Origin of the sequence: Campylobacter bilis, from assembly GCF_016806695.1 — a bacterium.
In the GTDB taxonomy this organism is placed as follows: domain Bacteria; phylum Campylobacterota; class Campylobacteria; order Campylobacterales; family Campylobacteraceae; genus Campylobacter_D; species Campylobacter_D bilis.
Genome location: NZ_WUED01000009.1, coordinates 19973 through 34507, shown reverse-complemented (window position 1 = coordinate 34507; position 14535 = coordinate 19973). Strand labels below are relative to the sequence as shown.

The following is a 14535-nucleotide window of genomic DNA, read 5'->3' as shown; positions in this document are numbered from 1 at the left end:
TTACTCCTTAATTAATGATTTAATGCCCTAATGCCTAAATTTCCATAACGATGAAAAGAGATGCTTAAAGCTTTTTCATTATGATAAAATAAAAGCTCAAAACGGCCATTTAATAAAGGCTTATCTCTAATAATAATCTTAGCTTCTTTAGCAGCTTGTATATAAATTTCATCCTCTACACTAGCTTTTGCATGATAACGAATTCTTTCAAAATGTTTCAAACCCGAAACAAAATTTGCCTTGCTCTCATTAATAAAATCAGCCTTTAAATTCGCAGCCTTACAAAGCTCTTTTACTAAAGAAATTTTAGCATGCTGATCATAACTTAGACTAAGGCTAATATCTAAAATATTTGCCCCAACAATGACTCCTAAAATATCCTTTAAATCATCCTCTTCGCATATTCTAAAAGCTAAATTTTTAATTTTAGTATAAGAAAAAAGATTATTCTCTCCACGTATTTTTACATAATCTTTTGAAAGAGTAAATTCATTTTTATGATAATAAGCATAAGATTTTGCCATTAAAATCACATTGTCTAAAGCTTTTTTATCTTCTTCATTGCTGCATTGGATCTTTTCTAAAGCTTTAACAAGATCATTTTCAAGTAAATTCTCATCAGCTTGATCTACACTTATATTTAAAAATTGAGTAATATAATTATAAATCCCCACTTTCCTACCAAAACCTATGGCAGATTTTTTCACCCCGCCAAAGGGTTGACGAAGCACTATAGCTCCTGTGGTAGGTTTATTAATATAAATATTTCCAGCCTCTATATGAGTGTGAAAATACTCCCATTCTCTTTCATCTAAACTTTCAAAACCCGCAGTCAAGCCATAGCCTGTAGAATTTACTATCTCTATAGCTTCTTGAAGATCTTTTGCCTTCATTACGGTTAAAATAGGAACAAAAAGTTCATTCATATGAGTAAAATCACCTTTTTTAGTACCGTATTTTATGCCCGGGGTCATTAAATAAGGATTATTATCTAAAAATTGAGGTTTTAAAGCCCATTCTTCATAAGATTGCAATTGATTTAAAGCCTTTTGTACTTTAGCACCTGGTTTATCTGCTAAAGTGCCTAATTTGTTTTTAAATTCAAAAGGACTTCCTACTTGCATAGAAGCAGCAGCATCAACTAAAGTCTTTTTAAATTCTTCATCTTCATAAACTTCTTGTTCTAAAACAAGCAAAGAAGTAGCCGAACACTTCTGCCCACTATTACTAAAAGCAGAATGGACAATATTTTTAATCGCACTATCACGATCAGCAAATTTAGAAACTATAGTAGCGTTTTTTCCTCCTGTCTCAGCATTTAAAAGTAAAGTTGGATTGGCTTTTAACATCGCATAAGCGGTGTCTTCTCCTCCTGTAAGGATTGAAAATTTAATCGCTTCATCCACAAGCAAATATTTAGAAATATCACTTCCTTTAGAAGGCAAGAAAATCAAAGCGTCTTTACTAATCCCCGCATCCCAAAAACATTGACAAAGCATATAACCTGTTAGAGTTGAAAGCGAAGAGGGTTTATAAATCACTACATTACCCGCTGCTAAAGGTGCTGCTATGGTCCCTACTGAAATACCTATAGGAAAATTCCAAGGCGCTATAGTCACACCTATACCTTTAGGGCTAAATTGAGTATTTTTATTTTGTTCTTTTAAAACCTTCAAAGAATGCGGATAAAATTCGATAAAATCAATAGCTTCACTCACTTCAGGATCAATTTCTAAAAAAGTCTTACCTACTTCAAGTGCAGCTAAACCTATCAAATCTCCGCGACGCTCTCTCATTAAATCCGCAGCTTTAGCTAAAATAGCATGAATTTCATCAAAGCTTTTTTTACTATAAGATGAATTTTTAGCTACATCAAGGGCTTTTTTAATTTCTTTTTCTCCTGCTAAATAAACTTTACCTATAATTCTATCTTTGATTTTATCTTTAACTTCTAGAGTATTTAAAGTATCTTTATCTAATTGCAAATCCCCAATCACAGGCACAACATCATAATTTTGTAAATTTTCATATTTCATTTTTATATCTTTAGCCCATGATCTATTTTGTGCTAAAATAAAATCAGTATCGCTTTCATTATGAAAAACCCCGCTTTCGTAAGTGCTTATGACCTTTGAAATTTTATTTCTATCTTGGGTACGGTGCGTGGAATTATCAAGAGTTTTAATACCTTCTAAAGATTTTAAGAATAATTCTTTTTGTATATTCCAATTTTTATCTCCTATTTTAAGATTGAAAAAATATCTCATGAAATTATCTTCACTTGTATTTTCATCAAGACGTCTTACAAGATAAGCAATAGCATTGTTAAAATGAGCTTCATCACAAACTGGAGCATAAAGGATTAAATCATGCATTTTAGATAGTTCATAAGAACATTGTAAACTCATGCCTTCAAGCATTTCAAAAGTAAAAGAATCCAAAGCTTTCACCTCATTAATACGCGTATAAGCATAAGCAATTTCAAAAATATTATGGCTTGCAATCCCTACATTTATATACTTATAATTATCCCCTTCTAAAACAAAATCAAGCATTTTATTATAATTACTATCAGTGTCTATTTTCTTGTAAAAAGTAGGAAGTTCCCAGCCTCTTTGGCTTGCTATAGTTTCTTCACTTTCCATATTGGCACCTTTTACAAAACGAATTTTAATAGGCTTCATCCCTTTTAAAACTCTTTGTTTTGAAAAAGCAAAAAGCTTTTTAAGATACTCATAAGAATCAGGTATATAAGCTTGCAAAACAATACCAGCTTTGATATCAAATTTAGAAACACTCTCCATAAAAGCTGCAACAGTAAGCTCTAAATCTCTAAATTCTTCCATATCAAGATTGATAAATTTACTCACTCCTTGTTTTTTTTCTTCTTCTAATGCTAAAGCATAAAGATGATCAAGCCTTTTAACAATCTCATCTTTAGAATATTCAAAATCAATAATATTAATTTGCGAAAAAATAGTAGTGATTTTAATAGAAATATAAGTAATATAATTTGACTTTAAAGCTTCTTCATATTTGCGGATACGATATTTACTCTCAGCTTCACCTAAAACCTCTTCACCAATTAAATTTACATTTAAAGTGATATTGTCTTCTTCTTTTCTTTTACGTATATGAGGCTGTAAAACACTAGCATTTGCATCTAAAACCATAGCCTTAGTATCTTCTCTTAAATGTCTTATAAAAAACGGTACGCTTAAATTCGGTGCGAATTTGCCAAAATTTAAAAAACTAAAAAGCAAGAATTTTTCAAAAGTACTAAAAAAATCAGCTATACCATACTTATTTAAAGTATATTCTATAAGCTCAAAACTCGCTTTTTTATCATTACATCTAAAAGAACGATCAAGTAATTCAATAAGCATTATTTTGTTTTTGGGATTGTTTAGAAGTTTTTGCATTTTAGCATGGAATTCTTTTTCAGAATTTGAAATATTTGCTTCTATTTTACCTTGTAATTCTTCAGCCAAGGCTAGGGCTTTTTGTATCATTTATATCTCCTAATGATAAAGTTCTAAATAAAAATAGTATAAATAAAATAAAAATAACATTATTAAATTTAAAAATAAGAATAAATTAAAGTTTTTATGGGTATATAAGTAACAAAAATTAATAAAAAATAAACCTATCTTTTTGAAAGGCTATAGCTTGTGCGATAATCTTAGCTTGGATATTCTCATCTTCTAAATTCTTAAGACATTCCATAGCCTTTTTCTCATCCACAGCAATCAAAAGTCCGCCAGAAGTTTGAGGATCGCATAATAATAATCTTTCTTCACTTAAACTACTTTGGAATTCTTGTACAAATTCTAAATTTCGATAAGCACCCTGAGGAATCAAACCCTGATTAAAATACTCTTTTACCCCTTCTAAAAAAGGAAGTTCTCTTGTAAAAATGGTAAAAGAAATGCTATTATTTAACATTTCTTTTAAATGTCCTAAAAGCCCAAAACCTGTGACATCACTCATTGCTCTTACTCCAAATTTAAGTGCAATTTGACTGGCTTTATAATTTAAACTCATCATGCTTTTAAGCATATTGTTTAAATATTTCTCTTCTAAAATTTTAGCTTTTAAAGCCGTGCTTAAAATACCTGTACCCAAAGGCTTGCTTAAAAGGATTAAATCGCCTTCTTTAGCAGTATTATTAGCAATGAATTTTTTAGGATGCACCCTACCTGTAACACTCAATCCAAAAAAAATTTCATTACTTTTTATAGTATGCCCACCCACAATCAAAGCACCACATTCTCTTACCTTATCATTAGCACCTTGTAAAAGTTCTTCTAAAAGTTCTAAATCATGATCATGAGTATTAAAACCTACTATATTTAAAGCATTAATCACTTCTGCACCCATAGCAAATACATCGCTTAAAGCATTTGCCGCAGCAATAGCACCAAAATGATAGGCACTATCAACTATAGGCGTGATAAAATCCAAGGTTTGTACTAAAGCCAAATCAGGATTTATTTGAAAAACACTTGCGTCTTCATTATTGCCAATACTGCTTAATAAAGCTGGACTTGTTTGCATGAAATTTAAAATTGTTTTAAGGCCACCCGGGCTTAATTTCGCTGCTCAACCTGCCGCTTTTGTAAAATGGGTTAAATTTTGATTTTTATATTCCATATTTTCCTTCATAAACTAATGATTTTTGCTTTAGTACAAAGTTCATTTAAAATTTCATAAGCATTGCCAATACTTCCGATTTTAAGCTCATTACTCTTTTGAAAAAATTCCAAGCAAGCTCCACAACTAATAATCTCAACACCTAAATTTTCAAGTTCTTTCATAGCTGCATAAGCTGCATGCTGGGTATTGGTATTGATTAAAACACTTTCATTAACACAAAGTATTTTACTGGGCATATTTTGTATATTTTTTAAAGTATCTAAAAACCCTACAAGCAAAGTTTTTCCTAATTCACCCTCTCCTATTTTATCTGTTTTTAAAAACAAAACACTATAAGCATTACTCTTAGAAAACTCAAGCTCTTGTTTTTTCACTTTTATACAAATTTGCTTACCATTTTCCTCAATATTTGGACATAAATTTAAAGAATTTAAAAATTTTATAACATTATTTTTAGAAATAACAGAATCTAATAAAATCTCCAAAATTTCATTATTTTGAAGATTTTCAAGTGCTTTTTTTGTTTCAACAACAGGCTTAGGACACTCAAGATTTCTACAATCAATTCTCATTATTTCTCCTTAATTTATCTAAAAAATAATAATATTTTCTTGCTTTTTTTGTCTTTAAATCAAGGAGATATAAAAATTAAATTTTCTTCTTATTTACATCTTCTAAAATCGCACCTGCTATACGGTTAACCTCATTTGTAATACCATTAGTAGCGTGTGCAACTTCAACATTTTCTTTTGTCACACTTTCAAGTTTAGCAATAGCATCGTTAATTTGTGCTATTCCTGTTGTTTGTTCTTTTACTGATTCTGCCACTTCATTAACACTTTGCACAAGTATATTAATATTTGCTTCAATTTCAGATAAAGACTTGCCTGTTCTTTCTGCAAGCTGCCTTACCTCATCAGCTACGACTGCAAACCCTCTACCATGTTCTCCTGCACGTGCTGCTTCAATAGCTGCATTTAAAGCTAAGAGATTGGTTTGATCTGCTATATCTTTAATCACATTAACAATATTTTTAATATCATCAGCTTGTGAAGCAACCTCTACAGTTTTTCCACTCACACTTTGCATAGAAGAATTGATTTCTTCTACAGCCGCGGCTGATTGTTCTAAAGAACTTGCTTGTGCATTAGAACCATCGGTAAGCTTTTGCATAGAATTTTTCAATTCTTGTGATTGATTGGCTAAATCTTTAGCAAAATTTGATGAAGCAATAAGCATTTCTTTGATTTCTTTACCCAAAATATTTGTAGTGATTTCAACTTCCCCTTTAGCATCTTGTACTTCTGTACTAAAATCAAGAGCCTTATAGCTATTAAAAACCCTATTAATTTCATTCATATTAGAACCAATTTTATTTTGCAAAACATTAAGCATTCTATTGAGCACATTTTTAAGCTCTATGAGTTGTGGATTTGCAGGATTTTTGATAAATCTGACAGTAAAATTGCCTTTTTCGATCTCTTTAGCAGTTTGAACTGATTCATCCACAGCATCTTGATCTTGTTCTAAAGATTTTTGTATTCTTTCGATATTTTCATTTATAATTTTACCCATTGCACCTAATTCATCATTAGCACAGATTTCAATAGCCTTAGGTTCAACTTTTTCATGATTTAAAAAACGGAAAAACGATTCTAAAGAACTAAGAATAATAGGCAATCTTGATGCAACAATTTTTTTCACACAATAATAAACCACTCCTAAAACAATAAAAACAAAAATAAAAGATGCACTAATGATTATTAATTGTAATTTTTTCAAAGGTTCAAAAACAGAATATTTAGGTGCTGTTACTAACACAGTCCAAGAACTGTTTTGCACTTCAAAACTATTTATTGCTGCATAAGAATCATCCCCATCAAAAGCTATATAATTAAAAACTCCATTTTTACCTGCATTCATAGCTTGATAAGTTTGCTGAGCACCTTTATTTGGATTAAGATTTTTTAAATTCTTTAAAACCAAATCCTTATTAGGATGAATCGCTATAAGACCATCAGATTGCAAAAGCACCCTTAATTCTCCATCATATTTTAAACTCTTAGGATCAAGAAGGTAGGTAGCAACTGCTGAAAAATCCAAAGTCATACCTACAACACCTACAACTTGATTTTTTCTATCAAAAATCGGCATTGCCATGTTTACAGCATCAAAACTCTCCCCTTCTAAATGCATTCTTATAGGACGGCCGATATATACTTTATTTTCTCCATATTTGGCTTGTTTTATTATATCTTGAATGACCTGTAAATTAGCTATTTCATCTGTAGCTTGTATGACTTTGATTCCACCTTTATTGTCTTTTTCACTATCAGTATAAAGCATAATGAAATTACCGCTTTGAGTGTTAAAAAATTTGCTTTCTTCTCTAAAGTATTCTGGAGGATTGACAAGATACAAATAAGTAAAATTAGAATAAAGACTGTTATCAAAAGTATTGATTATAATATTAGTAATATTATCTATATCTAAATCTTCTTTAGAAGTTGATCTAAACATTTCTGTTAAAGTACCTGAAAGACTTTTATTTAAAACAATCATTTCTCCAAAGATTCCTTGAGTTTGTGTAGCATACTCTTTGGCAATAGAAGCAAGAATATCTTCTGTATTTTCAGTAATATTTTGACTCACCTGCTTAGTAATTAAGGAAATTAGAATAACCAGTCCAATAACAACAACTGTTGCCACAGAAAAAATAAGTTTTAAACCTATATTTAAAGATTTAAACATCCATAACTCCTAAATAATAAAAATTTTTTTAATTCTAACATGCGTTTCAAGAAAATAATATTAATTATAAAAAATATATTTAGTATTTATTAAGTAAGGATTATTTTTTTTCTTTTAAAAACAATTCTTTAAAGCGTTTATCGGCATATTCTTCAATATCTTTTTGTAAAATAGAATAACTTTCCATTAATTCTAAGGCTCTAGGAGTGAGTTTTGTACCCGATTCTTTAGATCGCCCTTGCCTTGTACTAACTAAAATTTCTTGGGAATTTTTTTGCAAGGTTTGTAAATGCATCCAGGCTTTTTTATAATTAATTCCCATGAGTTTTGAAGCATGAAGCAAGCTTCCTGTTTGCCCTATAAGTTCTAAAAGTTCTGTTTTGCCTTTTCCAAAAAGCAAATCCCCATCAGCATTTTCTATCCAAGTTTTTGTCCTTACTATAAATTGCTTTCCTTTTTTTTCTTTAAAACAACCTAATTGACAATACTTTACATCAACCTTGTAGCTTTTTAAAGCTGAACGCATACTTTTAAGCCCGCAAGTTTGTTTTGCTATATCTCTAGCATCTTTACAAAAAATCCTACGCTTTTGATCTAAACTAGCTTCTATGCTTTTAAACACTTCAATCTTTGCTTTTTCAAAATCTAAATGTCCAAATTGTCCTAATTCACAATTATCAATTTTTATATTATTTTCATCAGCTAATGTTCCTATCTTTTCTATATTTACATTAAATTTTTTCGCTATTTTAAAAGCCGTACCACAGTCTAATTTTTCATTGCTATTTAGGAATTCTTTCATATAAGCAATAATTTTTTTTTCTTGATTTTTATCCATAGATTCTAAATCCCCCGCTATAAATATTTATCTTATCTTCTCTAGCAAAACCACAAAGTGTTAAATCAAATTTTCTAGCTATCATTACGCCTAAACAAGTAGGAGCTGTACGTGAAACAAGCACAGGAATTTTATGCATAATTGCTTTAGCCACCATTTCTGAACTCAATCTTCCACTTACCATTAAAAAACATTGATCTAAACTCACCCCTGCTAAATGGGCTTTTCCTAAAGCCTTATCTATAGTATTATGCTGCGCAATGTCTTCGCCTATAAAAAAAGTCTTTTCATCAACAAAAAGTTTAGCTGTGTGCACACAACCTGTTTTTTCATAAAGCTCACACTGGGTATAAAAAGTTCTCATTTGAGTTAAAATTTCATCTTTATTAAATGCAACTTTAGAAACAATTTTACTCGCTTCAATAGCATCAGGATCAATATTTGCTGTATGTGCTCTACCACAACCACTAATTACTACACCTTGGGCATTAAGTTTTGCTAGATTTTTCTTATCAATTTTTGCTTTGATATGAACACTCATACCATCATCTTTACTTTCTATACTCTTAACATCACTCGCTTTTGCAATAATATTCTCACTCATTAAATACCCTAAAGCTAAAGCTTGTTCATCCACAGGGGTTGCCATTAAAGCACCTACTTTTTTATCATTAATGTAAATTTCAAGTTTGATTTCACGCACTAAAGTATCATCGCATTTAAAACAATGTTCCCCTTTATATTTTAAAATTTCAGTAGTAAATAGCGCTTCCATATTTATCCTCACAAAAATCTTTAATATTATATCAAAAAAACATAAATAACAAAATCCCAAGAATAAAGAGTTTTGAAGTCCTGATGGAAAATTAATCTGATAAAAAATTTGAAATTACTGCTATAAAAATTTATAGCAGTAAAAATTAAATTTTTATATTTGGATCGTAAGAAAAGCTTGGTTTAATTTGTTTTTTAGCACTTAATTCTTTATACCAATAAGAATGCAGGATATAAACCTCTTCTTCTTCCTTATAACCGCTAATCATAGAATGTATACTGCCTTTAATCGCAAATACTGCCATATAAATATGTATGCCAAAAAATACTGTACAAACTATACCTAAAAAATTATGCACAATGGCTGCAATTCTTAAAAGTTCAATTTGACTCAAACCAAAAAAACTTTGCACTATAGTAGAATCAAAATCAAGAAAATACATAAATGCTCCTGTAACAATCATCAAAAATCCCCCAAAAACAGCAATATAATACCAAGACTTTTGACCAAAGTTAAACTTACCAGCAGGTATTGGACGCTTTATTCTACTTAAATAACCTCCAACAATCATCATCCATCTAATATCATAGCTTGCAGGAAGCATTCTTTTAATCCACCATAAAAACATAGGTATTATAGAAATGATAAATAAAACCGTTGCAAAAGCATGTAAATTTTTACACACTCTGACAAAAACCCCTCCCCCAAAAGTCGATCCAAACATCATAATAAAACCCGTTGGTACTAAAATCACCCAAGAAATCGCCGCAATGAAATGAAAAATTCTTTCAAATAAAGTAAAAGTATAAATTTTCTTTCCTTTATGGGAAAATTGCTTAGGACCTATTACCATATAGTGTAAAGCAAAAGCAGCCAATACACAAATAACAGCTATTAAAGCTATAGTGGCTATATATTGGCCTTGCAAGCTTGTCCAAAGCTTACCAAAGGTATCATAATTTGGAATATTACTAATACGGTGAAAATCCCAAATTTGCGTATCTTGTCCCATTCTTTCATTACCATAAGCAAACAAATTCATAAAATTTGCTAAAAGCATAATAAAAATTTTCTTCACAAACGCTCCTTTTGTGTATAAGCTATCTTCCATTCCAAGCTTTGTGAAGGGCTTGAAATACCATAATTTCTACTCATAAGTCTGCTATGATAAATTTCTTCGATTTTAAAGCTTTCACCCACTAAAAGTGCTTTTGTTGAACACATTGCTGCACATACAGGTACCTTACCCTCTGCAATACGATTTTGTCCATAAAGTTTTCTTTCTTTTTCTGAATTAGTCGCCTCAGGACCACCCGCACACATAGTACATTTATCCATAATGCCCTTATTTACAAAAACACTATCTTTTGGAAACTGAGGTGCACCAAAAGGACATGCATACAAACAATACCCACAACCTATGCAAATCTCTTTATCATGCAAAACAATACCATCAGCACGAATATAAAAACAATCCACAGGACAAACAATAGAACAAGGCGCATCATCACAATGCATACAAGAAATAGAAGTAGAAAGCTCTTTTCCTTTAATCCCTTCATTTAAAGTAATCACACGACGGCGACGGATATTAATAGGAAGCTCATGCGCCTCATCGCAAGCTACTGCACAACCATTACAATCAATACAACGCTCATTATCACAAAAAAATTTCAAGCGTTCTTTCTCTAAATTTTTAAAATTCACCTGACTCATTTTCCATCCTTACTAATCCTACAAAGCCCACCTTTAGTTTCGGGAATCTGACACATGATATCATAGCCATAATTTGTTATAGTATTAGCACTTTCTCCACTCGCATAAGGTTTAGTGCCTTTAGGAAAATTATGTGTTAAATCCACACCTTGCATTACACCCGTAAAATGAAAAGGTAAAAAAATCATATCTTTAGCCACACCTGGATTTATCTTAGCTCTGACATAAATTTTAGTCCCTTCTGGAGAATGTAACCAAATCATATCCCCTGCTTTAATATTTTGTTCTTTGGCTAATTGAGGATGGATTTCACAAAACATTTCAGGCGTCAAACGTGCCAAATACATAGAAGCTCTATTTTCCATACCAGCACCATTTAAATTCACAAGTCTTGCTGTGACTAAATTTAAAGGAAATTCTTTAGAATAATCCTTAGCCTGCTGCACGGAAATAAATCGCGTATCCACACGATAAAGTGCTTTTTGATCCTCAAAACTAGGATATTTTTGAACTAGATCATTTCTTGGAGAATGAAGGGGTTCGCGATGGAGTGGAATTTTATCTTTAAAAGTCCAAACAACAGCCCTAGCCTTTGCATTTCCATAAGGAACAATACCTTTTTGCATGCATTTATTTACTATAATATTACTATCATCATAAGACCAAATAGCCCCCATTTTAGCTTTTTCTTCTGCACTTAAAGTTATACCTAAAACTTTTTCTATATTATCTTTAGTAATTTGGGGATAACCTGTATCAATGAATGAATTTAATGGGGCATTTTTAGCTAATAAACTCTCACCCTCATACTCAAGTCCAAAATTATTCCTAAATCCCATGCCACCTTTTGCTACTTCAATATCTGTATTATAAAGCACAGGAGAACCTGGATGCTTATCATTCCAACAAGGCCAAGGAAGCCCATAATATTCTCCTGCAACCTCATCTTTTCCCTCTAAACTCACTTCATCAAATTTATCCCAATGTAAAGCATGTTTTTTAAGCCTTTCAGGACTCCATCCATTAAGCCCTATACTTCTAATAGCTCTTGCAAATTCTCTTGTAGCGTTTTCAGGCCAAACAATTTCATTTTTTTCATCACGCAAAGTTTTAGTAAAATCTTCATAAAAACCAAGTCTTTTAGCAAGTTCAAATAAAATCTCTTGATCTTCTATACTCTCATAAAGAGGATCTATAACCTTAAATCTCCATTGCCCGCTACGATTTGTAGCAGTTACACTTCCACTGCTTTCAAACTGTGTCGCTGCTGGCAAAAGATAAATTCCATCTTCTTTTTCTGAAATAATGCCTGCTTCATTTACAAAAGGATCGGCTAAAACAAGAAGTTCTAAAGCTTCTAAACCTTCTTTGACTTTAACTTGCTGTGCAGTTGAAGTAATGCCATTACCCATAACCACTAAAGCTTTTAAAGGCGTTCCTGCATTATCTACTGCATCATTTCCACCTTTACCATCTAAAGCTGCTGCCCACCATCTAGCAAGAGTTAAGCCTGTTTTATGCATCCAATCCTTGCTAAGAAAATTCCCCAAAAGCCAATCATAATCCACACCCCAAATCTTAGCATAATACCTCCAAGTCGCCTCATTTAAAGGATAATAACCGGGCAAATTTTCACTCAAACATGCCATATCTGAAGCTCCTTGGACATTATCATGCCCACGCAAAATATTAACACCACCCCCAAATTTGCCTATATTTCCAAGTACCATTTGCACAATAGGCGCTAAACGCGTGTTTGAAGTACCTACAGTATGCTGAGTTAAACCCATGGCCCAAATGAGTGTGGCGGGCTTGTTTTTAGCTACTTCATGAGTGATTTGTACCAAAAGCTCCTTAGAAATACCTGTGACATTTTCTACTTCTTCTGCTGTCCATTTTGCAGCTTCTTCACGGATTTTATCTATCCCAAAAACCCTTTCATCAAGGTATTTAACATCTTCTAAACCCTCATCAAAAATGATTTTTAACATTCCATACATAAAGGCAATATCTGTTCCTGGACGTATTCTTGCATAAATATCTGCCTTTGCCGCACTCTTTGTAAATCTAGGATCTACAACAATAAGCTTAGCACCTTTTTCCTTGGCTTTTAAAAAATGTCTAAAGCCTACAGGGTGGTTTACAGCTGGATTTGCCCCAATGATAATAATGCATTTAGTTCTTTGAATATCTCCAAGATGGTTTGTCATAGCGCCATAACCAAATGTATTCGCCACACCGGCGACTGTTGCGCTGTGTCAAATTCTAGCTTGATGATCTATATTATTAGTACCAAAAAATGCTGCAAATTTCCGTACATAATAAGCTTGCTCATTACTCATTTTTGCCGATCCTAAAAACATCACGCTTTCAGGATTTTCTTTGCGGTAATTAGCAAGCTTTTCTCCAATTTCATCTAAGGCTTGCTCATAGCTTATGCGTTTCCACACTCCTTTTTCTTTTTTCATAGGATATTTCAAACGCACATGTGAACGCACCATATCAATCATATCAGAACCCTTGCAACAATGTCCGCCTAAACTTATAGGATGATCCTGGGCAATTTCTTGACGCACCCAAACCCCATTTTGCACCTCTGCAATAATCCCACAACCAACAGAACAAGCCGTGCAGACTGTTTTTACCTTTTTACTGCCTTCATAAGCTTCTTTAAGTTCCTCAGCACTAGCTTCTCGTAAAGTCTCATTTCTAGCAAGCAAAGGGCTTGCCAAGCTAGAAAGCATTGCCATTTTAAGAAAAGAACGCCGCGTAAGTTTAATATTTTCATTCACATTTAACATCATTGAGCCTTTGTATAATAATTTTCCCAATTAGCACTTCTTTGAAAAAGTACTTCTTTTTTCTTGCTTTTACCCTTTAATAAATCTTTTCTTTCCTCATTTTTAGCCAAAGCTAAACTTGTACTACCAAGCATGCTAGCAGCCCCTAAGGCAAGAGCGGATTTTTTAAGAAATTCTCTGCGATTTTTCAAGAGTCCTCCTTTGTTTATTTGCCTCTCTTCTTAAAAATTCTGAACGTGAGAGATCATTTTGCACTTTTTTAGAATTTGTTTTTATTGATTTTTCTGTATTAAAACAAATTCTTTCAAATTGCATAAAAGCCATTGCAATTTTGGCAACTTCTTTGTATAAATTAGCATTTTCATGATTTAAAATATCGCCTAAAAACTCCTCTATATTTTTATTGATCACTTTTTCAAAAAGTTCTTTAGCTAAATCCTCTTCACCCTGTCTTAAAAATTCACTCATTAATAATAAACAAAACCCCACATTGTCTTCTCCTTCTTTGAAAAATTTCTCATTAGCTCTTATTTTACTTTTAGCTAAAATTTGACGCACACAAAGTAAAGGAGTAGAGTTTTCAAAACCTTCTTCAATATAAGAAAAAGTCATTGCGATATTATTTTTAAGACCTAAAAATAATAAATCATATTCTTTGAAAAACATTTCAATAGAATTTTCACCCTCTAAATGCTTGAGTAAAATATTAAAATTTAATTTTAAACTTTCATCAAATAAACATTCTTGCATTGTCTTTAAATACTCTTGTAATTTTGACAATCTCTTCTTAGAAAACGAAAAGATAAAAAGCTCTCCTAGACATTGATAATAAAGACTTCTAGCCAATCTTAATTTTTCTAAATCCATTCCAATTTCCCAAGTATTGCAAATTTTCAAAAACAACTTTAATCAATGAAAATAATATTATGCAAAATATGCCTAAATATCCGTTAAAATTGATTTTTGAATCGATTTATCTTAGTACTATTTAATTTAAA

At 31.6% G+C, this 14535-nt stretch carries 11 protein-coding genes; all 11 read right to left on the bottom strand.

Going from position 1 to position 14535, the window contains the following annotated elements; all coding sequences use genetic code 11:
• Window positions 1-11: 11 nt before the first annotated feature.
• The gene (locus GRQ01_RS05450; protein WP_158334798.1) at window positions 12-3512 is read right to left on the bottom strand and encodes a bifunctional proline dehydrogenase/L-glutamate gamma-semialdehyde dehydrogenase; all 3501 of its coding nucleotides are present in this window, start codon (window positions 3510-3512) and stop codon (window positions 12-14) included.
• A 118-nt stretch (window positions 3513-3630) separates the two neighbouring features.
• Window positions 3631-4653, bottom strand: a complete 1023-nt coding sequence (gene selD / locus GRQ01_RS05445; protein WP_158334797.1) for a selenide, water dikinase SelD — start codon at window positions 4651-4653, stop codon at window positions 3631-3633.
• An 8-nt stretch (window positions 4654-4661) separates the two neighbouring features.
• Window positions 4662-5228, bottom strand: coding sequence for a sulfurtransferase-like selenium metabolism protein YedF (gene yedF / locus GRQ01_RS05440; protein WP_158334796.1), 567 nt, complete (start codon window positions 5226-5228; stop codon window positions 4662-4664).
• Between the two features lie 76 nt (window positions 5229-5304).
• The gene (ccaA, locus tag GRQ01_RS05435; RefSeq protein ID WP_158334795.1) at window positions 5305-7407 is read right to left on the bottom strand and encodes an aspartate chemotaxis receptor CcaA; all 2103 of its coding nucleotides are present in this window, start codon (window positions 7405-7407) and stop codon (window positions 5305-5307) included.
• Between the two features lie 100 nt (window positions 7408-7507).
• Window positions 7508-8245 (bottom strand): winged helix-turn-helix domain-containing protein, encoded by a 738-nt coding sequence (locus GRQ01_RS05430; protein ID WP_158334794.1) that lies wholly within the window; start codon window positions 8243-8245, stop codon window positions 7508-7510.
• A complete protein-coding gene (gene fdhD / locus GRQ01_RS05425) occupies window positions 8238-9020 on the bottom strand; it encodes a formate dehydrogenase accessory sulfurtransferase FdhD (protein WP_158334793.1) in 783 nt (260 codons plus the stop codon). Before fdhD ends, GRQ01_RS05430 begins: the two co-directional genes overlap by 8 nt.
• A gap of 145 nt (window positions 9021-9165) precedes the next feature.
• On the bottom strand, window positions 9166-10080 hold the full coding sequence (locus GRQ01_RS05420) for a formate dehydrogenase subunit gamma (protein ID WP_373447876.1): 915 nt from the start codon (window positions 10078-10080) through the stop codon (window positions 9166-9168).
• 14 nt (window positions 10081-10094) lie between these two features.
• The gene (gene fdh3B / locus GRQ01_RS05415) at window positions 10095-10736 is read right to left on the bottom strand and encodes a formate dehydrogenase FDH3 subunit beta (protein WP_158334791.1); all 642 of its coding nucleotides are present in this window, start codon (window positions 10734-10736) and stop codon (window positions 10095-10097) included.
• Window positions 10733-13537 carry a formate dehydrogenase subunit alpha gene (locus GRQ01_RS05410; RefSeq protein WP_227656239.1) on the bottom strand — a complete coding sequence of 935 codons (2805 nt, stop codon included), beginning with the start codon at window positions 13535-13537 and terminating at the stop codon, window positions 10733-10735. The genes fdh3B and GRQ01_RS05410 overlap by 4 nt, the downstream gene beginning before the upstream one ends.
• Window positions 13537-13728 carry a twin-arginine translocation signal domain-containing protein gene (locus tag GRQ01_RS05400; protein ID WP_158334789.1) on the bottom strand — a complete coding sequence of 64 codons (192 nt, stop codon included), beginning with the start codon at window positions 13726-13728 and terminating at the stop codon, window positions 13537-13539. The genes GRQ01_RS05410 and GRQ01_RS05400 overlap by 1 nt, the downstream gene beginning before the upstream one ends.
• Entirely contained in the window at window positions 13703-14404 is a 702-nt protein-coding gene (locus tag GRQ01_RS05395) for a TorD/DmsD family molecular chaperone (RefSeq protein ID WP_158334788.1), read from the bottom strand. Before GRQ01_RS05395 ends, GRQ01_RS05400 begins: the two co-directional genes overlap by 26 nt.
• Between the last annotated feature and the right edge of the window lie 131 nt (window positions 14405-14535).

What these genes read in the sequence shown, in the direction of transcription:
- GRQ01_RS05450 (WP_158334798.1), bottom strand. Translation starts at nt 3,512, where the DNA reads ATGATACAAAAAGCCCTAGCCTTGGCTGAAGAATTACAAGGTAAAATA.
- yedF (WP_158334796.1), bottom strand. Translation starts at nt 5,228, where the DNA reads ATGAGAATTGATTGTAGAAATCTTGAGTGTCCTAAGCCTGTTGTTGAA.
- ccaA (WP_158334795.1), bottom strand. Translation starts at nt 7,407, where the DNA reads ATGTTTAAATCTTTAAATATAGGTTTAAAACTTATTTTTTCTGTGGCA.
- GRQ01_RS05430 (WP_158334794.1), bottom strand. Translation starts at nt 8,245, where the DNA reads ATGGATAAAAATCAAGAAAAAAAAATTATTGCTTATATGAAAGAATTC.
- fdhD (WP_158334793.1), bottom strand. Translation starts at nt 9,020, where the DNA reads ATGGAAGCGCTATTTACTACTGAAATTTTAAAATATAAAGGGGAACAT.
- GRQ01_RS05420 (WP_373447876.1), bottom strand. Translation starts at nt 10,080, where the DNA reads ATGCTTTTAGCAAATTTTATGAATTTGTTTGCTTATGGTAATGAAAGA.
- fdh3B (WP_158334791.1), bottom strand. Translation starts at nt 10,736, where the DNA reads ATGAGTCAGGTGAATTTTAAAAATTTAGAGAAAGAACGCTTGAAATTT.
- GRQ01_RS05395 (WP_158334788.1), bottom strand. Translation starts at nt 14,404, where the DNA reads ATGGATTTAGAAAAATTAAGATTGGCTAGAAGTCTTTATTATCAATGT.